The sequence below is a fragment of the Pandoraea pneumonica genome, assembly GCF_049918595.1.
Lineage (GTDB): Bacteria > Pseudomonadota > Gammaproteobacteria > Burkholderiales > Burkholderiaceae > Pandoraea > Pandoraea pneumonica_A.
In genome coordinates, this window is record NZ_JBNCRZ010000008.1 from 223,225 (window position 1) to 245,767 (window position 22,543).

A 22,543-nucleotide genomic window follows, 5' to 3' on the forward strand; every position below is an offset into this window, starting at 1 on the left:
TTATGTCGCGATGTATGGATTATGCGTGTGAGTAGCATTCGAAACGCAAATTGTGTATCCATACATAGAGGTTAGAAATGCCCATGCATAACGTCTGGCCCGCCTCGCGCGAGCGGGCAGACAGAATAAGCGGCACGCGCTGGCAATCGTGGTGCGCCCGGGCCGGTGCGCTCTTCGCGATGCTGCCCATGAGCGGTTGCACGCTCGAATTGCTCGACCCGAAGGGCAGCGTCGGTGAACAGGAGAAGCATCTGATCCTGATTGCCCTCGGCGTCATGCTGCTCGTGGTCGTGCCGGTGATCGTGCTCACGCTCGTGTTTTTCTGGCGCTATCGCGAGTCGAACACCGCCGCTACCTATTCGCCCAAGTGGTCGCACTCGACCAAGATCGAAGTCGTCGTCTGGACGATTCCCGTCATCATCGTGATCGCCCTCGCCGTGATGATCTGGGAGACCACGCACAAGCTGGACCCCTACCGCCCCATCGAGCCAGTCGCCTCCGACAAGCCGCCGGTGCGCGTGGAAGTCGTCGCGCTCAACTGGAAATGGCTCTTCATCTACCCGGACTATCACGTCGCCACCGTCAACCGGCTGGTGCTGCCGGTCGACACGCCGGTCGAGTTCAAGCTCACCGCCGAGTCGCTGATGAACGCCTTCTTCATCCCGCAACTGGGCAGCATGGTCTACGCCATGTCGGGCATGCAGACCAAGTTGCACCTGATCGCCAACGAGACCGGCACGTATGCCGGGATGTCGTCGGCCTATAGCGGTCCGGGCTTCTCCGACATGCACTTCAAAGCGCACGTGACCTCGCGCGCGGACTTCGACAAATGGGTGCACGAAGCGCAGGGCTCGCCCGATACGCTCGACGCGCCTACCTACGTGAAGCTGGAGCAGCCGGGCACGGGCTTGCCGGTGCCGATCTACGCGAATGTGATGCCGGGACTGTTCGATGCCATCGTCGGCAAGTACATGGGGCCGATGGACGGCGACATGGCGTCGACCGGTGCGCGCAGCGCGCTCGACGACATCATCGCAGCGGCCAACTGCCGCGTGGACACGCAACTGGCCGGTGTGCGCACAGCGCCCATCGCCTCGAATGCGCTGAATTCGCTGAATTCGTCGAATTCGATCACGGAGTAAGTCATGCTCGGAAAACTCGATCTCGACGCCATCCCGCTGCATGAGCCCATCATCATGGGCACGCTCGCGGTGGTGTTGCTGGGCGGCGCGGCGCTGCTCGGCGCTATTACGTATTACCGAAAGTGGCAGTACCTGTGGACGGAATGGATCACGTCCGTCGACCACAAGCGTATTGGCGTGATGTACATCGTGCTCGCGCTCGTCATGCTGCTGCGCGGCTTTGCCGACGCGATCATGATGCGTGCGCAACAGGCCGTCGCGGCCGGTGGCGAAGCGGGCTATTTGCCGCCACACCACTACGATCAGATTTTCACGGCGCACGGCGTGATCATGATCTTCTTCGTGGCCACACCGCTGGTGCTGGGCCTGATGAACGTGATCGTGCCGCTGCAAATCGGCGCGCGCGACGTGGCCTTCCCGTTCGTGAACTCGCTCTCGTTCTGGCTCGCCGCCATGGGCGCGGTGCTGGTCATGATGTCGATGTTCGTCGGCGACTTCGCCGCGACGGGCTGGGTGGCGTACCCGCCGCTCTCCGAGCTGGGCTACAGCCCAACGGTAGGGGTGGATTACTACATCTGGTCGCTACAGATATCGGGGCTCGGCACCACGCTGACCGGCATCAACTTCATCGTGACGATTCTGCGCATGCGCGCGCCCGGCATGAACCTGATGAAGATGCCAGTGTTCACGTGGACGGCGCTCATCACCAACATCCTGATCGTCGCCGTGTTCCCGGTGCTGACCGCCACGCTCGCGCTACTCACCGCCGACCGTTATCTGGGCATGCACTTCTTCACGAACGAACTGGGCGGCAACGCCATGATGTACGTGAACCTGATCTGGATCTGGGGCCACCCGGAGGTGTACATCCTGATCTTGCCCGCGTTCGGCGCGTTCTCGGAGATCATCGCCACGTTCTCGCGCAAGCCGCTGTTCGGCTACAAGTCGATGGTCTATGCGACGTCGTCGATCGGCATTCTGTCGTTCTTCGTGTGGCTGCACCACTTCTTCACGATGGGCTCGGGCGCGAACGTCAATGCCTTCTTCGGCATCATGACGACGATCATCTCGATTCCCACCGGCGTGAAGCTGTTCAACTGGCTCTTCACGATGTATCAGGGCCGCATTCGTTACCACTCGTCCACGCTCTGGACGATCGGCTTCATGGTGACCTTCGCCATCGGCGGCATGACGGGTGTGTTGCTGGCCGTGCCGGGCGCGGATTTCGTTCTGCACAACTCGCTGTTCCTGGTCGCGCACTTCCACAACGTGATCATCGGCGGCGTGGTGTTTGGATGTTTGGCGGGGATTACGTTCTGGTTCCCGAAGGTGTTCGGTTTCACGCTCAACGAGCGCTGGGGCAAGATTTCGTTCTTCTGCTGGCTGGTGGGCTTCTATCTGGCCTTCATGCCGCTGTATGTGCTCGGCTTCAAGGGCATGACGCGCCGCATGAACCACTACGTGCAAGCCGACTGGCAGCCGTATCTGATCGTGGCCGCCGTGGGCGCCGCCGTGATCGGTCTGGGCATTCTGGCGTTCATCGTGCAATTGGTCGTGAGCGTGCGCGACCGGCATGCCAACCGCGACCTCACGGGCGACCCGTGGGATGCGCGCAGTCTGGAGTGGGCCACGTCATCGCCCGCGCCGTTCTACAACTTCGCGCACGTGCCGCATATCGACTCGCTCGAACAACACTGGGACGACAAGGTGCGCGGCCTCGCGTGGCGTGAGCCGAAGCACTATGAAGAGATTCATATGCCGCGTAATACCGGCACGGGCTTCGTGGTGTCGGTGTTCAGCATGGTGATGTGCTTCGCTCTCATCTGGCATATCTGGTGGCTGGCGGGCGCGAGCTTGGTCGCGACCATTGCCACGTTCCTGTGGCGTACCTACGACCGCGACGTCGATTACTACGTGCCAGCGGCCGAAGTCGAGCGCATCGAACGGGCCCGCTACGCCGATCTGCGCGCCGCGCAGCCGCAGTCTCAATCCATTCCAAAGGCAGCCTGATGTCTGGCGCAACCCTCAACCCTACCCAAGGGCACGCCGGTGCCCGCCTCCACGACACCGCACACGGGCATCACGATGCGGGCGCGAACACCACGCTCGGCTTCTGGATTTACCTGATGAGCGACTGCCTCATCTTCTGCGTGCTGTTCGCCACCTTTGGCGTGCTGGCGCAGAGCACGGTAGGCGGCCCCACCGGGCGTGAACTGTTCGAGCTGCCGTTCGTACTCGGCGAGACCATGCTGCTGTTGCTCTCTAGCTTCACATTCGGACTGGCGTCGCTCTCGATTCGCCCAGGCAACGAAGCCAATGTGAAGCGCTGGCTGTGGCTCACGTTCGCGCTGGGTGCAGCGTTCGTCGCGATGGAAGTGTACGAATTCTCGGCGCTCATTCATGAAGGTGCCGGGCCGGGGCGCAGTGCGTTTCTGTCGGCCTTCTTCACGCTCGTGGGCACGCACGGTCTGCACGTGACGTGCGGTTTGCTGTGGCTGGTGGTGATGATCGACCAGATTCGTCGCTTCGGCTTCGACGACGTGGTGCGTCGCCGCCTGCAATGCCTGAGCCTGTTCTGGCACTTTCTGGATCTGGTCTGGATCTGTGTTTTCACCTTCGTTTATTTGCGGGAGTTCGTATGACGAGCGCACACGCACAAACGCACGCGGCAGCGGCCTCGCATGGCGGCTTGCGCGATTACGTGATTGGCTTCTTCCTGTCGCTAGTGCTGACCTTCGCCTCGTTCGGCGCGGTCATGCTTGGCGTGGTGCCGCGCGGCATGGGCCTCGCCACCATCGTGGTGCTCTGCGTTGCGCAGTTGATCGTGCAACTCGTGTACTTCCTGCACATCGGGGCGAAGCGCGATCAGCGGCAGAATTCGGCCATCTTCCTGTGTACGGCCGGGCTGATCGCAATCATCGTGGCGGGTTCGCTGTGGGTGATGCATAACGCCAACACCAACATGATGCCTACGCATATGTCGATCGAACGGGCCAAGCTGCGCGACTGATCATGGACCGCCTCAAATGCATGGAGGTGTTCGTTCAGGTGGTGCGCGCCGGTAGCCTCAGTGCCGGTGCCGCTGCCTGCGCGATGTCGGCGGTGACGGCGGCGCGTCATGTGCAGGCATTGGAGGCGCGGCTCGGGCAAGCGCTGCTGCACCGCAGTGGGCGACGACAAGTGCCCACGGCGTTGGGCGCGCGCTATTTCACCGAGTGTGCCGAAGTGCTGGCACGGGTGGAGAATGCCGACGCGCTGGGTGATGCTGGCGCGAGCGGCGCGTCGACGGCCGCTTCGGCGATACACGCCGCACGGCGCCCGCTCGGGCAACTTCGCGTGAGCGCGCCGACGACAGTGGGCGCGCATCTGCTCATGCCACTCTTCGCCGAGTATTTGCGCACGCATCCGGATGTGGCGCTCGATCTCGATCTTAAGGACCGGGCCGTCGATCTGGAGGAAGAGGGCATCCACGCGGCGTTTCAGGCCGGCGGGCTGCCAGAGCCGGGACTCGTCGCGCATACGTTGCGGGGTGTGACGCGCGTGGCGTGCGCATCGCCTGCCTATCTGGCGCGACGAGGTGTGCCGCGCGAGCCCGCCGATCTGGCCGGACACGATTGTCTCGGGTTCCGTTACGACGACGCCCACGGACAATGGCAGATGGCCGACGGACCCCGCAGCGGGGCGCACACGCACGCCGCGCAGCATGACGTACGCCTGATCGCCGACAACCCGTTCGCGCAGTTGCAGGCGGCCGTGTGCGGCATGGGGATCGCATTGCTGCCGGAGTATCTGCTGGCCCCCGAAGTGGCGGCGGGGCGTCTTGTCCGAGTGCTGGAAGCGGACGCCACGGTGAGCGAGCCGATGCACCTCGTGCATCTGGCAGGGCGCTATGTGTCGGCCAAGCTGGAGGACTTCGTCGGCTACATGGTCGCGCGGCTGGGGCCGGAGGCGTGTGCGGCTTAGCCGGGGCGGGGGAATGCCTCGGCGGCGGCGTCGAGCCACCCTGCGGCGGGCGTCACGCCCGCGCACCGCGACTTCGGCTAAGATGCCGATATCTCAATCGCGGCCGATGCGATATCCCCTAGAGCGTGGCAACTCAAGCACGCCTTCCTGACGACCCGGTAATGACTCAACAACGCAAGTCGTGGCGACGGGCACGCGCCTGTGTGCTCGCGGGCGCAGTGGTGTTCGCACAGGCATCGACGGTGGGCGCACAACCGCCGCAATACAAGAGCGAAGCCGAACTCATGGGTGCAGCTATCGCGTCGCCCGAAGGCGTGGGGCAGGTGCTCGGACAACTGGTGCAGAAGTGCGGTTTGTATGGCGAAGCGACGCGCTCGCACGGCAACGCGGCGTTGCGTGCGTGGGAGTCACGACACCGCGACTATCTGCTCGAAGGCCGCCGTCTGCGCGCGGAATTGCAGGCGAGCTATACCGATCCGCAGGCCCGCGCGAGTTTCGACGAGTTGCTGCGCACGCAGTTGCCGATGCTTGTGGAGCGGCAATTCACTGTCTACTCGCGCAGCATCGACGACCAACCGACCGAGAGCGCTAAGGCCGAGTTGTGCGACAGCTACTTCAACGCTGTGGACGACCGGCAATTCGACCTGACAGTGAACGATCCCGCGCTCGCTGCATTCTTCGAGAAGCGGCTCGCTGCGCGTAATGCTGGCACCAGCGGCGGGACCGGTGGTGTCGGTGACGCCAGCAGTGCCAGTAGCGCAGCTCAGGCCGCAGCGACGACGGATGAAGCCTCGGCGGCGTCGGCACCCTCTGCGGGCGACTCGCCAGTGAGCAAGTAGCGCATCAAATCGGCCACGGGCCGAATGCGCTCACCGAACGGCAAGGGATCGCGGCCACGGAAGAACAACCCGCGCGCCACGTCGCCGCGTACCGCCTGCGCCAGCTTCAGATCGATACAGAACTGGCCGATACGCGCCACCCCGTCGCGCAGGCCGCAGGCTTGCAGGCAATCGAAGCCTTCAAGACATTGGCGTACCTTGGCTTTCGCTTGCAGCGCCGTTTCGCGCGAGAGATAGCGCTTGAGCCACGGCGTGAGCACGGCACGCGCCGGTAAGCCCGCCACGCTCGTGAATTCCGCAATGTCTTCGGGGCGCGCCGTCGCGAGTACCTCCTTGAACGCCGGATGCGCGTCGGACTCTTCGGTCACAGCGAACGCGGTGCCCAACTGCACGCCTGCCGCGCCTTGGCCGAGCCAATGCTTCACCTGCTCGTGACGATGGATGCCGCCCGCCACGATCAGCGGTACACGTTCCCAATCGATGCCCAGCGATGCGTAGATCTCGCGACACTCGGTCAGCACGCGCTCGAACGAGAAGCGGGCGTCGCCCAAATCTTCGATGCGCGATGCGCCCAGATGCCCGCCCGCGTGCGCCGGATGCTCGATGACGATGGCGTCGGGCAAGCGGCCTTTCTTGATCCATTTGCGCAGCACGAGACTCACGCCGCGCGAGTCGGACAGAATCGGGATCAACGCGACGTTCGGATGCGATGCGGTCAGTTCAGGTAAATCGAGCGGCAGGCCCGCACCCATCACGATGGCATCGGCCCCGCTCTCGCAGGCTTGACGCACCAGTGACGCGTGGGCGCTCACGGCCTTCATCACGTTCACGGCGACCAGCCCACGGCCATCGGCTAACTGTTTGGCCGCGCGCACTTCACGATCCAGTGCGATCAGATTGACCGCTTCGATGGCCGCCTTGTCGCGTGTGCCTTCCACTTGCGCGAGCAGATCGGGATGGTGATGCCGCAAATCGATGCTCGCAATCGTCCCCATGCCGTTGTTGCGTGCGACGGTGCCCGCAAGACGGTGCGCGGAGATACCAATGCCCATGCCGCCTTGCACCACCGGCACCAGTCGGCGGCCAGCCAGTTTCAACCATTGCTCGTTCATGTCAGTTCCATTCGTCGGGGAGCGCCCGGCAACGCCGCAGGGGTGCGGCAACAGGCGCGCATGCGCGAGACAGCGGCGAGTGAGCCGGTGTCGATGGTCGCGCAGGCGTGAGGGCAGTCTGTCATGCCCCGGGCGACGGGCCTTTGCGATGGGTCAAGCGGGCGGGGATCAGACGGTGGTGTCGGTGCGGCATGACGTCGCAGCGGGTTTGGCAGCCGTGGGTTTCGACACGGTGCCGAGCGCGATACCGCCGACGATGAGCGCGAGGGCCAGCCAGACGTCGAGTCCGAGCGATTCGCGTAGGAGGAAGGCGGAGGCCAGCGTGCCGACGACGGGCACGCCGAGCAGGCCGAGCGATGTGACACCCGCAGGCAATTGACGCGTGACGACGCCAGCGAGCCAGTACGCGACGCCGCCACCGATGATGCCGCCGTACGTCATCAGGCCAGCAAATCCGGCTACGCCGACGATGCGCGGTGCGCCATCGAAAACGGCGGCAAGCGTGCACAAGATGACGCTCGCGAGCAGCAACTGCCATGGGCTCAGTTCGAACGGACCATTGACCCAGCGATGCGCACGCATGTGGACGATGGCAATGGCCCAGACGAACGCCGAGGCCAGGACGAGCGCATTGCCGAAAACGGCGTTGCGGTTATGCCAATCGAAGGCCATCGGGTTGAACATCACCGCAATGCCGAGCAGGCCGAAGGCGATGCCCACTAAACGGCGCGGGGTCAGTTCTTCACCCAGCCAGAGACGGGCGGCGGGCATGACCCAGAGCGGTGTGGTGTAGGCGAGCACGGCCGAGCGCCCGGCGCTCACGTATTGGAGACTGATGGCGACGAGCAGCGAGAAGACCGTCATGTGCAGCAGGCCGACGCTCAGAATCACAGGCAAGTCGCCGCGTTTGGGCAAAATCAGCCGTCGGGTGGCGGCGCAGATGATGAAGAGCGTAATCATGCCGACCGTCGAGCGAAACGCGGTGCTCCACCACGGCGACACATGGGTGAGCAGGGCTTTGCTGACCGGCCAGTTCACGCCCCACATGACAATAACGATCGCGAAGATCAGACCGGCGTGTGATCGGGCAGGGGAGCCGTCGGCGCCACGGGCGTCGCGCCGCGGCGACGCAAGACGTTGTAAGGCGGCAGGCAGATTCACGGCGCGCGGCTCCGAAGCTCCAGAACGTGAGGGGGGCGCGTCGTGCTTCAGGCAAGACGCGCGATGACATCACGTTAGGGCAAGCGTGGCCGCAAGAGAAGCGCCAGCAGCGTGTGGATCGATGGTGCCACCGACGGTGACGCCGGATTTAGGCCACTCGGGCGGCGTCAGGCTGGGGCGCTTTCGGCGGGCGCCCGCTGAGTTTCATGCCAAGACCGCGCAGGAACACGCGCACGCCGTCGCCCTTGCCCAATTGCGGCCGGTGATGGAAGACGTCGTAATTGGCGGCTTCGATCATGTCGAGAATACGCAGGCCGCCGTGCACCACGCAGCACAGTTCCAGTCCGAAACGCCCGGGCACGCGGTTGGCCAGCGGCGCGCCGCGCAGCATCATGCGGCGGGCGAAATCGACCTCGTAGCGCATCAACGCGCGCCAGCGGTCGTCGAAGTTTTTTGCACCGATGTCGGCATCCGTCACGCCGAAGCGCGCCATGTCGTCTTGCGGCAAATACACGCGGGCCTTGCGCCAGTCGACTTCCACGTCCTGCCAGAAGTTGATGATTTGCAGGGCGGAGCAGATATCGTCGGAACAGGCGATGTTCTCGGGCGTGTCGAGCTTGAACAGGGCCAGCATGATGCGCCCGACCGGATCGGCCGAGCGGCGCGAGTAGTCGCGCAAGTCTGCAAACGTGGCGTAGCGCTTGACCTCGATGTCCTGATCGAAGGCTGAGAGCAGATCGGAGAACGGCTGCACCGAGAGCTTGTGCTCGGCAATCACCTGCGCGAGCGCGGCGAAGAGCGGCTTGTCGGGGGACGTGGGCACGCCTGCGGCGATCTTGTCGAGCTCGGCCTGATAGGCGGCCAGCCCGGCGTGGCGCTCGGCGTTGGTCGCGTCGCCTTCGTCGGCAATGTCGTCGGCCGTGCGGGCAAAGTTATAGATCACGCCCACCGGCGCGCGCATCTCGCGCGGCAGCAGGACGCTGGCGACCGGGAAGTTCTCGTAATGCTCGATCTTGGCGTCGGAAGTCATCAGGCGGGTGGGGCAAATGGGCAAATCGGGAGACCCCGAGATTCTATGCTATCGTTCCAAATCCTGGCGGGAAAGTCGCGCCAATCCCCGGTATACTTCCCTCCTTGCAAGAATCCCCTGAGTGTTTTCTGTGGTGTCACCCTGTTCCCCTGCACGACGAGGAGCCTCGTGAGCGTCGCCGAACCGATCGAAATTTCGCCTGAGCAAAGCAGCGCACGTGTGGCGTCCGGTAGCAGCTTTTATGCTGCCATGCGCATTCTGCCGCCCGCCCAGCGCGAAGGCATGTTCGAGATTTATGCCTTTTGCCGCGCCGTGGACGACATTGCCGACGATGGCGACGACACGTCGGCGAGCCGTATGGCACGCCTGGCGGTCTGGCGCCGCGATCTGGCCGACCTTTACGAAGGTCGTCCGTCGCCGTCGCTCGCCAATCTGGCGCGCGTGGTCAAGCAATTCGGCCTGAAGCACGACGACTTTCTTGCTGTCATCGACGGCATGGAAATGGACGCCTGCGGCCCCATCGTCGCCCCCGATCTGGCCACCCTCGATCTCTATTGCGATCGCGTGGCGAGCGCTGTCGGCCGTCTGTCGGTCAAAGTGTTCGGCCTGCCGGAGCAAGAGGGTATCGATCTGTCGTACCACCTCGGGCGCGCGCTGCAACTGACGAATATCTTGCGCGATATCGACGAGGACGCCGCCATCGGGCGCGTCTATCTGCCGCGCGAGACGCTGGCCGACGCCGGCATCGTGAACGCCACTCCCGCGATGATGGCCAACGCCCAGCTCGACCGTGCCTGTGCGCCGCTCGTGGCGCAAGCGCATGAGCATTACGCCAAGGCACGGGCCATCATGGCACGCCACCCGCGCCGCGTGGTGATCGCCCCGGCGGTGATGGCCAAGGCCTACGGCGCGATTCTCGACAAACTGATTGCGCGTGGTTTCGCCACGCCGCGCGAGCGCGTGCGTGTCCCGCGCTGGCGACTGATCTTGATGCTGCTGCGGCAGATGGTTTTCTGATGGCGGGCAAGGTTCATGTCATCGGCGCCGGCCTCGCAGGTCTGGCCGCCGCGGTAAGGCTTGCCACGCGCGGCGTGCCCGTTGTGCTGCACGAAGCCGCACCGCAGGCAGGCGGGCGTTGCCGCTCGTACTTCGACCGCACGCTGAACGCCGTCATCGACAACGGTAACCATCTGGTGCTCTCGGGCAACACGACCATGCGCGAGTTCACGCGCACGATCGGCTCGGAACACACGCTGACGGGGCCGGGGCGCGCTGAATTCGCCTTCGTCGATCTCAATAGCGACGAGCGCTGGACGGTGAAGTTGTCGGAAGGCCGCCTGCCATGGTGGATCTTCGACAAGAACGCCCGCGTACCCGGCACGAAGTGGTCGGACTATCTGTCGCTCGCGCCGTTGTTGCGTGCTGGTCCGGACGCGACGATGACCGACGCGATGAACTGCCCGCCAGCACTGTACAAGCGACTGATTCATCCGCTGTTTTTGGCCGTGCTCAACGCTGATCCGGCCGAAGGTTCGGCGCAGATGGCTGCCGCCGTGATTCGCGAGACGCTCGCCGCCGGTGGCAAAGCCTGCCATCCGCTGATTGCCAGCGACGGGCTCGACGTGTCGTTCGTCAACCCGGCCTTGGCTTATCTGGAAGCGAAGGGTGCGCAGGTCATGATGCAGCACCGGGTGCGCGCGATGGCGTATTCGGCAGACGGTAGTCGTGTCGAGTCGATCGATTTCGGCGATGGCCCTGAGACGCTCGGTGCCGACGATGCCGTTGTGCTGGCCGTGCCACCGAATGTCGCCGCGTCGCTCGTGCCCGACCTGACGACGCCGGACGAGTATCGCGCCATCGTCAACGCGCACTTTCAGGTGTTGCCGCCACCAGGCTGCCCGCCGATGATCGGTGTGGTGAATGGCGTGAGCGACTGGATTTTCGCGTTCGAAGACCGCTTGTCGGTGACGATCAGCGGTGCCGACCATCTGCTTGATGAGTCGCGCGAATCGCTCGCGCAACGCATTTGGGAAGAGGTGGCGAAGGCTTGCCGGGTGCCGTCTACGCCGATGCCCGTGTGGCAACTGGTGCGCGAGAAGCGCGCCACGTTTGCCGCCACGCCCGCGCAGGACAAGCGCCGTCCCACGGCGGCGACCCGCTGGCGCAATCTCGTGCTCGCCGGCGATTGGACCGCCACCGGCCTGCCCGCGACCATCGAAGGCGCGTTGCGAAGTGGTAACCGCGCCGCCGATTTACTGAGCCCGGCCTGATTTGGCTGGTTGAAAAGGCAAGACTGTCATGGATACGATTCGCGATGCTTCCGAGAAGGAAGCGCGACGCACGGCCACTGCCACCGCAGTGGACCTCAAACTGCATACCGAACTTGCCCAGAAGGTGAGCACGGCAATGGCGACGCAAACGCTTGAGACGGGCATCGATCGTTCGATCACGGCCTTGCTCGACCTGCAACAGGACAACGGTCACTGGCTCTTCGAACTCGAAGCCGACGCGACGATTCCGGCCGAGTACGTGTTGCTGCGCCATCACCTCGGCGAGAAAGTCGACGCTGAACTCGAAGCTAAGGTTGCCGCTTATCTGCGCCGTATTCAGGGCGAGCACGGCGGCTGGCCGTTGTTCCATAACGGCAAGTTCGACATGAGTGCGAGCGTGAAGGCGTACTTCGCGCTCAAGATGATCGGCGAGCCGATCGACGCGCCGCACATGGTGCGCGCACGCGAGGCCATCATCTCGCGCGGCGGTGCGCAGAATTCGAACGTGTTCACGCGCATCTTGCTGGCGCTCTACGGCGTGCTCGAATGGAAGGCGGTGCCGATGATGCCGGTCGAGATCATGCTGCTGCCGAAGTGGTTCCCGTTCCATCTCTCGAAGGTGTCGTACTGGGCGCGCACGGTGATCGTGCCGCTGCTCGTCTTGCAGGCCAAGCGTCCGCTCGCGCGCAATCCGAAGGGCGTGGGCATCGACGAGTTGTTCATTGGCAGCCCGAAGGACGTGGGGCCGCCCAAGCGTGCGCCGCATCAGAGCCGCTTCTGGTTCACGTTTTTCTCTGGCGTCGACCATGTATTGCGTGCGCTCGATCCGTTCTTCCCGAAGAAGTTGCGCGAGAAGTCGATCAAGCGTGCGGTCGAGTTTGTCGAAGAGCGTTTGAACGGTGAGGACGGGCTGGGCGCGATTTATCCGGCCATGGCCAACTCGGTCATGATGTACGACGTGCTTGGCTATCCGGAAGATCACCCGAGCCGCGCGATTGCACGCAAGTCGGTCGAAAAGCTGGTGACGCCAGCCGATCACGAGACGTATGTTCAGCCGTGCTTGTCGCCGGTGTGGGATACGGCGCTCTCGGCACACGCGTTGCTGGAGACGGGCGATAAGCGCGCGATCGAGCAAGCGGGCAAGGGGCTGGAGTGGCTGATTCCGTTGCAAATTCTCGACGTGCGCGGCGACTGGATTTCGCGTCGACCGAACGTGCGTCCGGGCGGCTGGGCGTTTCAATTCGCTAACCCGCATTACCCGGATGTGGATGACACCGCCGTTGTTGCGATGGCGATGGACCGCTACGAGAAGCTGGCCGAGAAGTTCGACGACGTGAAGGTCGATCGGGCAGACCCGAAGTCGCACGCGATGCGCTACGCGATCGATCGCGGCACGGAGTGGGTGATCGGCATGCAGAGCAGTAACGGCGGCTGGGGCGCGTTCGAGCCCGAGAATACGCATCTGTATCTGAACAACATCCCGTTCTCCGATCACGGCGCGCTGCTCGATCCGCCGACGGTCGACGTATCGGCGCGCTGCCTGTCGATGCTGGCGCAGTTGCCGACGTCGCCGGAACGCAAGGCCTCGGCCGATCTGGCGCTCAAGTACATCCTCGACGATCAGGAAGCCGACGGTAGCTGGTACGGCCGCTGGGGTATGAATTTCGTCTACGGCACGTGGTCGGCGATGTGCGGTTTGCAGGCCGCTGGTTTGCAGCCGGAACATCCCGCGATGGCGCGCGCGGCACAGTGGATGCTCTCGATCCAGAACGCCGACGGCGGCTGGGGCGAGGACGGCGACAGCTACAAGCTCGAATACAAGGGCTATGAGGCCGCACCGAGCACGTCGTCGCAAACGGCTTGGGCATTGCTGGGGCTGATGGCGGCAGGCAAGGCCAACGATCCGGCGGTCAAACGCGGCATCGACTACCTGCTGAACACGCAGAACGATGAAGGCCTGTGGGACGAGGAGTTGTACACGGCGACGGGCTTCCCGCGCGTGTTCTACCTGCGCTACCACGGCTATCGCAAGTTCTTCCCGCTGTGGGCGCTCGCACGTTATCGCAATCTGACCGTGCGCAACGATTGCCCTGTGCCTTGCGGGATGTAATTTAGCCAATGACTTCGCCCATCATCGTTGTGACCGGTATGCCCTTCGAAGCCCGCATTGCGCGCGGCGATGGCGTGCGCGTAGTTTGCGCACAGAACCGTACGCTGGCGGGCGAACTGGAAGCGGCCATTGCGCAGGGCGCTCGCGGGCTGGTGAGTTTCGGCACGGCGGGTGGCCTGATTCCAGGGTTGAAGCCCGGGCAATGGGTGATCGCGCACAAGGTGCTGGATATGCCGGACAACGCGCGCGAGTACGTGTCCGCGATTGCATGGGCCGATGCGTTGCGCCGTGCGATGCCGGGGGCACTACGGGCCGATGTGGCCGGGGTGACTGCGCCGGTGGTCACGGCCGATGACAAGGCCGCGCTGTGTCGCGATAGCGGGGCAGCGGCGGCTGATATGGAGTCGCATATCGTCGCACGCGTCGCGGCGGCACACGGGCTGCCCTTCGTGGTGGCACGAGTGGTCATTGATCCGGCGGAACGTTCGTTGCCGCCGGCGGCGCTCGCCGGCATGCGGCCCGATGGCTCGGTCAATATTTTCGGCGTGTTGGGTTCGCTTGCGAAGAACCCGCTGCAACTGCCTGCATTACTTCGCGTAGGCAAGGATGCAGGGCACGCGAAACAGGCGATGCGCTTCGGTCGCGAAGTTATCGCACTGCGGCTCGGTGAAGGGTTTGGTGCCGCGACTGCGCGGATCTGACGGCGTCGCCACCAGGTTTCGAAGCAACAAAAAAGCCAGTTTGCGTTGTCGGCAAACTGGCTTTTTCTTTGTGCTATTACGACGTTACACGTCCGACGATTGCTGTCCTCGTGCCTGCGCGCGCCCCTTCCACATACCGCCGCGGCCGCGCCAGTGTTGCAGCGCCGAGTCGAACGTAAAGACGGTGTAGAGCGCAGCCACCAACGGCAACAGCGGGCCGAAGCTCGTCGGCTGACGGTAGAAGCGCAGCATCGGCACGTACGAGATCGTCATCGCAATCCACGCGAACAGCCCCAGCCACTGCGCAATGCCCGACGCGAAAATCGTCATCGCGGGCGGCACGATAAACGTGAGCAGCAACGACACGATCGTGCCTGCCAACAGCACCGGCGAATACTGCAACTGCGCGTACGCGGTGCGCGAAACCATCTTACGGATTTCGCCGAGGTTGTCGTACGGACGCACGCTCACGGCACGCTCGGTGAGCCCCAGCCAGATCGCGCCTTGCTTCTTGAGCAGACGCCCCATGGCGCAGTCGTCGATGATCTCGTCGCGAATCGCTTCGATGCCACCGCCCGCCTCAAGCGACTTGCGATGGATCAGCATGCAACCGCCTGCCGCCGCTGCCATGCGCTTCTTCGGGTCGTTGACCCAAGCGAACGGATAGAGCATCTGGAAGAACAGCACGAACGCGGGAATCAGTGTGCGTTCGAACCACGCCGTGCAGCGCAGTTTCGCCATGAGCGACACGAGTACCCGGTTGTCACCGGTCGCACGTGTCACCAGGCGGCGCACATTCTCCGGCGAGTGGGCGATGTCGGCGTCGGTGTGCAGCAAGTAGTCGGGTGCGATGCCATCGTCGTTGGTCGACGGATCGCTGGCGAAGGCCACACCCTGACGCACGGCCCACATCTTGCCGGTCCAGCCGCCGGGTAACGGCTGGCCGCTCAGCACATCCACACGGCGAGTGAGGCCGTCGGACGCCGCACGGGTCGCCGCAGCGCGTGCCAGATCGGCGGTGCCGTCGTTGCTTTGATCGTCGACGACGACGATGCGCAAACGCCCCGGATAGTCCTGGCGGCAGAGCGACTCGACGACCTGACCAATCGACTCGGCTTCGTTGCGTGCGGGGATGACGACGGCGACCGCTGGCCACACGTCGGGCACCGGTAACTGGTCTTCGTCGAGATCATCGCGTTCGCGCGCGCGCCAGAAGCCGCCCTGCGAAATCAGCAGATAGATCCAGATGGCCAGCGAGAGCGCGGCGATCCAGCCCAAAACAGTCATGACAAGTATCCGGCGGTGCGAAACCAGGCGAGCGCGTCGCGCAAGCCATCGAGGTAGGGACGGGCGGTGTAACCCAGCTCGCGCTTGGCCTTCTCGGACGAGAAGAACATGTGATAGCGCGACATCTTCAGGCCGTCGACCGTGACGAACGGTTCTTTGCCAGTGAAGCGTGCGACACCTTGCGCCGCCATCGCGAGCGGATACAGCGGCCAGCGCGGCAGTGCAACGGTCGGGGCTTTGCGGCCCACGAGACCCGCAATCGCGGCGAGCATCTCGCGCAGCAACACGTCGTCGCCGCCCAGGATGTAGCGCTCACCGATGCGGCCCCGCTCTAGCGCCAGCAGATGGCCTTCGGCGCAGTCGTCGACGTGCACGAGGTTAAGCCCGGTATCGACGAACGCGGGAATCTTGCCCTGTGCCGCTTCGACGATGATGCGTCCGGTCGGCGTGGGTTTGATGTCGCGCGGCCCGATGGGCGTGGACGGATTGACGATCACAGCAGGCAAGCCGTCGTTGGCGATCATGCGCTCGACCAGACGCTCGGCCGCGACCTTGCTGCGCTTGTACACGCCAATGGTCGTCGCTTCATCGTTGGGAGAGGTTTCGTCGACCGGACCGGTCGCACCTTGCACGCGCAGCGTGGCAACGCTGCTCGTGTACACCACGCGCTCGACACCTGCACGCAGCGCGGCTTCCATCACCGTGCGCGTGCCGTCGATATTGGCTCGCATGATGTCGTTGGGATCTTTCGCCCAGAGGCGGTAGTCGGCCGCAACGTGGAGCAGGGCGTCCACGCCGGCGAGCGCGCGCTGCATCGAGGCCGCATCGCGCATATCGCCTTCGACGACTTCGACGGGCAGGTCGGCGAGGTTCGCGCGCGGGCTGGTGCCACGCACCAGCAGGCGAACCTCGTGACCGCGCGCGAGCGCCGTGCGTGCTACCGCAGAACCGACGAACCCGGAGGCGCCGGTGACCAGCACACGCGACGGCATTTACGCCTTGGCTCGCTTCAGTTCGTCGAGCTTGATCTCGACGTGCTTCGAGAACACATACTCGGCCGGACGTTGCTTGGCGAACGACACGTCGTCAGCCATCGGGCCGTCGGTACGCACACCCTTGAGCGCCACACCGAGGGCACGCAGCGGACGCGACAGCGTGTCGTTCACGGCCGTGGCTTCGAAGCCGCTGTGGACCATGCAGTCTGCGCACTTTTCGTAGTTGCCCACGCCGTACTTGTCCCAGTCGGTGGTTTCCATCAACTCGGTGTACGTCTTGGCATAGCCTTCGCCGAGCAGGTAGCACGGACGCTGCCAGCCGAACACGGTACGCGTCGGGTTGCCCCACGGCGTGCAGTGATACGTGCGGTTGCCGGCGAGGAAGTCGAGGAACAGGCTCGACTGGCTGAACGTCCAGTCCTTGCCGCCGTTGCCGCGCTTCAGAATGTCGCGGAACAGTTGCTTGGTCTTCGAACGGTTCAGGAAGTGCTGCTGATCCGGGGCGCGCTCGTAGGCATAGCCCGGCGACACGGTGATACCGTCGAGGCCCATTTCCTTCGTGGTGTCGAAGAACTTGGCGACCTTTTCCGGATCGGCGTTGTTGAACAGCGTGCAGTTGATGTTCACGCGGAAGCCGCGCGACTTCGCCAGCTTGATGGCGGCGACGCAACGGTCGTACACGCCGTCCTGGCACACCGACGCGTCGTGCATTTCACGGTCGCCGTCGAGGTGAATCGACCAGACGAAGAACGGGCTCGGCTCGTAGTCGTCGATCTTCTTTTCCAGCAGCAGGGCGTTCGTGCAGAGATACACGAATTTCTTGCGCTCGATGATGCCCTTGACGATCTGCGGCATTTCTTTGTGCAGCAGCGGTTCGCCACCGGCGATCGAGACCACCGGTGCGCCGCATTCGTCCACGGCATCGAGGGCGTCCTTGAGCGAGACGCGCTGATTCAGAATGGGATCCGGGTAATCGATCTTGCCGCAGCCCGAGCAAGCGAGGTTGCAGCGGAAAAGCGGTTCAAGCATGAGCACCAGCGGGTAACGCTTGTTGCCCTTGAAGCGTTGCTTCATCAGGTAGGCGCCAACATACGCCTGTTGCAGGAAGGGGATGGCCAAGTTCGGCTCCTGTTCGTGTTGCGTTAGCCAGCGACCGCGTGGCGTGCGGCGACCGGCTCGTCTTTAGTCAATTCCGACGGCAAGCGGAATTGGATGGTTTCCTCGATGCCGTCCATGAGCGTCACTTCGACGGTGTCGATGCGGCGCAGCGCGTCGATTACGTCTTCGACCATGCGCTCGGGCGCGGACGCCCCGGCGGTAATGCCAATGCGGGCCTGGCCGCGCACCCACTCGGGGTTCACTTCCGAGCCGTCGGCCACGAGGTAGCTAGGCAACCCCATTTCCGAGCCGATTTCGCGCAGGCGATTCGAGTTCGAGCTATTCGTCGCCCCGACCACCAACAGCACATCCACGCGCTCGCACAGCTCGCGCACGGCGGTCTGGCGGTTTTGCGTGGCGTAGCAAATGTCTTTGGTGTTCGGTCCGACGATATTGGTGAAGCGTTGTTGCAGTGCCGCAATGATACCGCGAGTCTCGTCGACCGACAGCGTGGTCTGCGTGACGTACGACACCGGCGTGTTCACCGCCAACGGCAGCAAATCGACGTCGGCTTCGGTTTGCACCAGGTGCACCGGGCCGTCGATTTGGCCCATCGTGCCTTCCACTTCGGGGTGACCCGCGTGGCCGATCAGGATGACTTCGCGTCCAGCGGAAACGTAGTTCTTGCCCTGAATATGCACTTTGGTGACGAGCGGGCAGGTGGCGTTCAAAACTTTCAGGCCGCGCGTCTGCGCTTCCTGTTCAACCACACGTGCAACGCCATGGGCGCTGAAAATAGTGACAGCGCCCGCAGGGGCTTCGGAAAGCTCGTCGATAAAGCGCGCGCCTTTGGCCTTGAGGGAATCGACCACATGCTTGTTGTGGACGATCTCATGGCGTACGTAGACCGGCGCGCCGTATTTTTCCAGGGCGCGCTCGACGATCTCGATGGCACGTATGACACCCGCACAAAACCCGCGGGGTTGGGCAAGGATGACTTGCATTCAGCTCTCCGGCTCAGGTCGGCCGGGATGGCGGTTTTATCGGGGAGTCCATGTCGAAAAACATTGGCCTCATGGAACGCTGCGTGCCGTTTTCTATGGCGCGTCGAGCCTGCCCGCGGGGGGACCGCCGTCCGGTCGTTTGACAAGCGACGATTGTAACCGCCGCGGCCAATTATTGCTGACGACCCCCTGTGGGGAACCGTCAGCCGTTGTTACACAAATATTGACGAACTGGCGCCGATCTGGGCCGAAATTGCGCCCATTTGAAAGCCAATTGGTACAACGTCCCTGCGAGGAGAGTGGCGGGCGTGGCATCGCGTGCCAGGCCCTTGATTTTATTTGCCGAAACGGTCGTTCTTGTCGCGCAGGTACGCGATCAGGCCGTCGATGCCGCCTTGGGCGATGCGCGCCTTGAACTGCGGCTGATACAGCTGGATGAGCCAGGCGTCGGCCACGTTCTCGCCCATCATGTTGATGTCGTAGATTTTCCAGCCCTTGTCGGTCTTGCCCAGGCGGTAAGCGACCGAGAGCGTGTCGCCGGTGCCGTTGACCGTGGCGCCCACCACGGCGTCGGTGCTGCCCGCCGCGACTTTGGCCGGATCGTACTTGAACGTGAGTTGCGAGCCGCGCACTTGCGAGAGTTGCAGGGCGTAGGTGTTCACGAGCAACTGCTGGAACTGCTCGAAGACCTGCTGCTGTTGGGCTGGCGTGGCGCTATCGAATGCCTTCGGGCCGACGGCGTAGCGCGTGGTACGGCGGAAGTCGGTGTAAGGCAGGAAGTCGCGCTCGACCACTTTGGCGGTCGCGGCAACATCGCCGTCACGCGCGGCCGGGTCGGCCTTGGCGGCCTTGACGACCGTCTCGACAGCGGTTTTCACCATGTCGTTCGGATTGGCATTGTTCGTCTGTGCCCAGACGCCCGATGAAACGGTTGAAACGGCCAGCGTGGCCGCGGCCATCGCCGTCACCAGAAATTTCTTCATACGTAGGAACCCAGCTTCTCTTCGTTGGTTTAAATCGGGTAGGGCGTAGTGTATTCCACGCGGCCCACACGCGGCCCGGTATACTGCTTCGATTTTGTAAATTCACCATTTCAATGGCCTGATCGACGGTCTTTTCCGCCGATTGGTTCCCGGTGCAGTTGCCTTTCCATCCGTTTTGCCTATTTTCTCTTCCGGAACCGCTACATGCTGACTTCGCTCGTCGTGCGCATCGTCCGTTTCTCGGCGAAGCACGCGTACCCAGTCATCCTCGCCTCGTTGCTGCTGACCGTGGCCAGTTGCGTGTATGTCGCCAAGCATTTCGCGATTAACACCGATGTTTCGAGCCTGATCGACTCCAATACGCCCGCCGCCGAGCGTGGCCGCGAGATCGACCGCGCTTTCCCGCAGAAAGCCGACGTGACGCTCGCCGTCGTGCAGGCGCCAGCGATTGAGTTCGCCGACCGCGCCGCCGCTGAATTGGCCGAAAAGCTCGCCACCGAAAAGGATGTGTTCCGCGCGGTGAGCCGTCCGGGCGCGGGCGAGTTTTTTGCGCACAATGCGCTGCTGTTCGCATCGGTCGACGATGTGAAAAGCCTCACGAGCAAGCTGGACGACGCGAAGCCGCTGCTCAATCGCCTCGCGCAAGACCCGAGTCTGACCGGGCTGTCGAACCTGCTGTCGGTCACGTTGCAAACGCCGCTGCTCACGGGGCAAGTGAAACTGCCGGACATGGCGCGCTTGCTCGGCAACGCGGCCGATACGACCGAAGCGGTGCTGGCGGGCAAACCGGCAGCCATGTCGTGGCGCGCGCTCGTCGCGCCCGATACCGTGGCGCGCAGCTATGTCGAAGTGCAGCCGGTGCTCGACTACGCAGCGCTGGAAGCGGGGGCCAATGCGGCCTCGCGTATCCGGGCAGCCGCGGCCGATCTCAAGCTCGAGGAACGCTATGGCGCGACGGTGCGCCTGACCGGCCCCCGTCCGCTTTCCGATGAGGAATTTGCGTCGGTGCGCGAAGACGCCGGTCCCAACGCGGTCATCACGCTGCTCGCCGTGCTAGTGGTGCTGTGGCTCGCTGTGCGCTCGGGCAAGATGATCGTCGCGGTGTTCATCACGCTACTTGCCGGTCTGGCCATTACCTTCGCGCTCGGCCTGATGATGGTGGGCGCGCTGAACATGATTTCCGTCGCGTTCGCGGTGCTCTTTGTCGGCATCGGCGTCGATTTCGGCATTCAGTTCGGCGTGCGCTATCGCGAGGAGCGGCACCGTCTGGGCGATGACGAAGGCGCGCTTCAGGGCGCACTGGCTGGCGCAGGCAAGGCCATTGCCATGCCGCTGTCGCTGGCGGCGGCCGCCACTGCTGCGAGCTTCTTCTCGTTCCTGCCGACCGACTATCGTGGCGTGTCGGAACTGGGGTTGATCGCAGGCGTGGGCATTCTGTGCGTGGCCTTCCCGTCGGCAATCACGTTGTTGCCTGCGCTCATCAGCGTGTTCAAGCCGCGTGGCGAAGCCAGTCCGCCGGGTTTTCGCAGCCTGGGCCGCGTCGACGATTTCACCGAAAAATATCGCAATCCGTTGCTCTACGGCACGCTCGTGCTCGTGGTTGCCGGGCTGCCGTTGCTCGCGCATTTGCATTTCGATTTCAATCCACTGCATTTGAAAGACCCGCATACGGAGTCGATGGCGACGTTGCTCGACCTCGCCAATTCGCCTGAAGCCGGCGTGAATGACGTGCAACTGCTCGCCAAGAACCTCGACGCCGCCGACGCCGATGCCGCCAAGCTGCGCGCCGTGCCGGAAATCGGACGCGTGGTGACGTTGACGACGTTCATGCCTGCCGAGCAGCCGGCAAAGCTCGCATTGATCGGCACGGCAGCGTCATCGCTGCTGCCCGTGCTCTCGCAAACGCCGCTGCCGCCGGTGGCCGATGCGGCGCGCGTGTCGTCACTCAAGACGGCGGCAGGGCAGTTGGAAGACGCCGCAATCGATCATCCGGGCGAAGGTGCGAAAGAAGCGCAGCGACTGGCTGCCGCACTGCGCAAGCTCGCCGCGGGCGACACCGCCATGCGCGACCGTGCCGAGCGCGCCATTGCTGGTCCGCTCAAGCTGGCGTTGGGTCAGTTGCGCGACGCGCTGCAACCGCAGACGGTGACGCGCGAATCGCTGCCCAAAGACATCGTTTCGCAGTGGGTTGCCGCCGACGGACGCGCACTGGTGAACATTTCGCCGCGGGTGGCGAAGGGTGCCGATCCGAGCGACGACGCGATGCTGCGCAAGTTCAGCGCCGCGGTGCTGGCGACGACGCCTGACGCCGTGGGTGGCCCGATCTCGATCCTGCGCTCGGCGGACACGATCATCCGCTCGTTTATCGAAGCCGGTATCTGGGCGCTGCTGTCGATTACCGTGCTGCTGTGGCTGGCGTTGCGCAATTTCGGCGACGTGCTGCGCACGCTCGTGCCGCTGCTGGTCTCGGCGGCGGTGACGCTCGAAATCACGGTGATCATCGGGTTGCCCCTGAATTTCGCGAATATTATCGCGTTGCCGCTGCTGTTGGGCGTGGGCGTGGCTTTCAAGATCTACTACGTGATCGCATGGCGTCACGGGCAGACGCGCTTGCTCGCGTCGAGCCTCACGCAAGCTGTGGTGCTGTCGGCCGCGACCACGGGCATTGCCTTCGGCAGCCTTTGGCTGTCGCATCACCCGGGCACGTCGAGCATGGGCAAGCTGTTGGCGCTCTCGCTCGTGTGTACGCTGATCGGCGCTGTGTTCTTCCAGCCGGTGTTGATGGGCAAGCCGCGGGAAAAGAAGGTCAAGTAAGCATTGGACGCGCAAAGCAAAACGGCACCGAAAG

Annotated in this window: 19 protein-coding genes; 11 read left to right on the plus strand and 8 right to left on the minus strand. The window is 63.8% G+C overall.

Annotated elements, in window-relative coordinates:
* Positions 1–179: 179 nt before the first annotated feature.
* The 6 genes from cyoA (at position 180) to ACPWR9_RS25255 (ending at position 5,944) form a co-directional block, all read left to right on the plus strand.
* A complete protein-coding gene (gene cyoA / locus ACPWR9_RS25230; RefSeq protein WP_426301843.1) occupies positions 180–1,142 on the plus strand; it encodes a ubiquinol oxidase subunit II in 963 nt (320 codons plus the stop codon).
* A 3-nt stretch (positions 1,143–1,145) separates the two neighbouring features.
* Entirely contained in the window at positions 1,146–3,152 is a 2,007-nt protein-coding gene (gene cyoB, locus ACPWR9_RS25235) for a cytochrome o ubiquinol oxidase subunit I (protein ID WP_426301772.1), read from the plus strand.
* Positions 3,152–3,784: a cytochrome o ubiquinol oxidase subunit III gene (gene cyoC, locus ACPWR9_RS25240; protein ID WP_426301774.1), complete on the plus strand. Its 633-nt coding sequence runs from the start codon at positions 3,152–3,154 to the stop codon at positions 3,782–3,784. The genes cyoB and cyoC overlap by 1 nt, the downstream gene beginning before the upstream one ends.
* Complete coding sequence (gene cyoD, locus ACPWR9_RS25245; protein ID WP_426301776.1) at positions 3,781–4,152, plus strand: cytochrome o ubiquinol oxidase subunit IV; 372 nt, start codon at positions 3,781–3,783, stop codon at positions 4,150–4,152. Before cyoC ends, cyoD begins: the two co-directional genes overlap by 4 nt.
* 2 nt (positions 4,153–4,154) lie before the next feature.
* Complete coding sequence (locus ACPWR9_RS25250; protein WP_426301778.1) at positions 4,155–5,105, plus strand: LysR family transcriptional regulator; 951 nt, start codon at positions 4,155–4,157, stop codon at positions 5,103–5,105.
* A gap of 161 nt (positions 5,106–5,266) precedes the next feature.
* Complete coding sequence (locus tag ACPWR9_RS25255) at positions 5,267–5,944, plus strand: hypothetical protein (protein WP_426301780.1); 678 nt, start codon at positions 5,267–5,269, stop codon at positions 5,942–5,944.
* Here ACPWR9_RS25255 and ACPWR9_RS25260 read toward each other — a convergent pair.
* From ACPWR9_RS25260 to hpnC, 3 genes are all read right to left on the minus strand, one after another.
* The gene (locus ACPWR9_RS25260; protein WP_426301782.1) at positions 5,869–7,056 is read right to left on the minus strand and encodes an NAD(P)H-dependent flavin oxidoreductase; all 1,188 of its coding nucleotides are present in this window, start codon (positions 7,054–7,056) and stop codon (positions 5,869–5,871) included. The two genes, ACPWR9_RS25255 and ACPWR9_RS25260, sit on opposite strands and share 76 nt — an antisense overlap.
* A 168-nt stretch (positions 7,057–7,224) precedes the next feature.
* A complete protein-coding gene (locus tag ACPWR9_RS25265) occupies positions 7,225–8,217 on the minus strand; it encodes a DMT family transporter (protein ID WP_426301784.1) in 993 nt (330 codons plus the stop codon).
* A gap of 148 nt (positions 8,218–8,365) precedes the next feature.
* The gene (hpnC, locus tag ACPWR9_RS25270) at positions 8,366–9,247 is read right to left on the minus strand and encodes a squalene synthase HpnC (protein WP_426301786.1); all 882 of its coding nucleotides are present in this window, start codon (positions 9,245–9,247) and stop codon (positions 8,366–8,368) included.
* A 168-nt stretch (positions 9,248–9,415) separates the two neighbouring features.
* Here hpnC and hpnD point away from each other — a divergent pair, with 168 nt between their 5' ends.
* The 4 genes from hpnD (at position 9,416) to ACPWR9_RS25290 (ending at position 14,328) form a co-directional block, all read left to right on the plus strand.
* The gene (hpnD, locus tag ACPWR9_RS25275) at positions 9,416–10,264 is read left to right on the plus strand and encodes a presqualene diphosphate synthase HpnD (protein ID WP_426301788.1); all 849 of its coding nucleotides are present in this window, start codon (positions 9,416–9,418) and stop codon (positions 10,262–10,264) included.
* Positions 10,264–11,517, plus strand: a complete 1,254-nt coding sequence (gene hpnE / locus ACPWR9_RS25280) for a hydroxysqualene dehydroxylase HpnE (RefSeq protein WP_426301790.1) — start codon at positions 10,264–10,266, stop codon at positions 11,515–11,517. Before hpnD ends, hpnE begins: the two co-directional genes overlap by 1 nt.
* Positions 11,518–11,653: 136 nt before the next feature.
* Positions 11,654–13,627: a squalene--hopene cyclase gene (gene shc / locus ACPWR9_RS25285; RefSeq protein ID WP_426301845.1), complete on the plus strand. Its 1,974-nt coding sequence runs from the start codon at positions 11,654–11,656 to the stop codon at positions 13,625–13,627.
* An 8-nt stretch (positions 13,628–13,635) separates the two neighbouring features.
* Positions 13,636–14,328, plus strand: a complete 693-nt coding sequence (locus tag ACPWR9_RS25290; protein ID WP_426301792.1) for a phosphorylase — start codon at positions 13,636–13,638, stop codon at positions 14,326–14,328.
* A gap of 84 nt (positions 14,329–14,412) precedes the next feature.
* Here ACPWR9_RS25290 and ACPWR9_RS25295 read toward each other — a convergent pair whose 3' ends face one another.
* The 5 genes from ACPWR9_RS25295 to ACPWR9_RS25315 all read right to left on the minus strand — a co-directional run bounded on the left by ACPWR9_RS25295 (position 14,413) and on the right by ACPWR9_RS25315 (position 19,695).
* Positions 14,413–15,615: a glycosyltransferase gene (locus ACPWR9_RS25295; protein WP_426301794.1), complete on the minus strand. Its 1,203-nt coding sequence runs from the start codon at positions 15,613–15,615 to the stop codon at positions 14,413–14,415.
* Positions 15,612–16,607 (minus strand): hopanoid-associated sugar epimerase, encoded by a 996-nt coding sequence (gene hpnA, locus ACPWR9_RS25300; protein ID WP_426301796.1) that lies wholly within the window; start codon positions 16,605–16,607, stop codon positions 15,612–15,614. The genes ACPWR9_RS25295 and hpnA overlap by 4 nt, the downstream gene beginning before the upstream one ends.
* Positions 16,608–17,729: an adenosyl-hopene transferase HpnH gene (hpnH, locus tag ACPWR9_RS25305; RefSeq protein ID WP_150682143.1), complete on the minus strand. Its 1,122-nt coding sequence runs from the start codon at positions 17,727–17,729 to the stop codon at positions 16,608–16,610.
* 23 nt (positions 17,730–17,752) lie between these two features.
* The gene (gene ispH / locus ACPWR9_RS25310) at positions 17,753–18,712 is read right to left on the minus strand and encodes a 4-hydroxy-3-methylbut-2-enyl diphosphate reductase (protein ID WP_426301798.1); all 960 of its coding nucleotides are present in this window, start codon (positions 18,710–18,712) and stop codon (positions 17,753–17,755) included.
* Positions 18,713–19,047: 335 nt separating this feature from the next.
* Positions 19,048–19,695, minus strand: coding sequence for an MlaC/ttg2D family ABC transporter substrate-binding protein (locus ACPWR9_RS25315; protein WP_426301800.1), 648 nt, complete (start codon positions 19,693–19,695; stop codon positions 19,048–19,050).
* Between the two features lie 204 nt (positions 19,696–19,899).
* Between ACPWR9_RS25315 and ACPWR9_RS25320 the strand changes: the two genes are divergently transcribed.
* A complete protein-coding gene (locus ACPWR9_RS25320; protein ID WP_426301802.1) occupies positions 19,900–22,509 on the plus strand; it encodes an MMPL family transporter in 2,610 nt (869 codons plus the stop codon).
* The last annotated feature ends 34 nt before the right edge of the window (positions 22,510–22,543 follow it).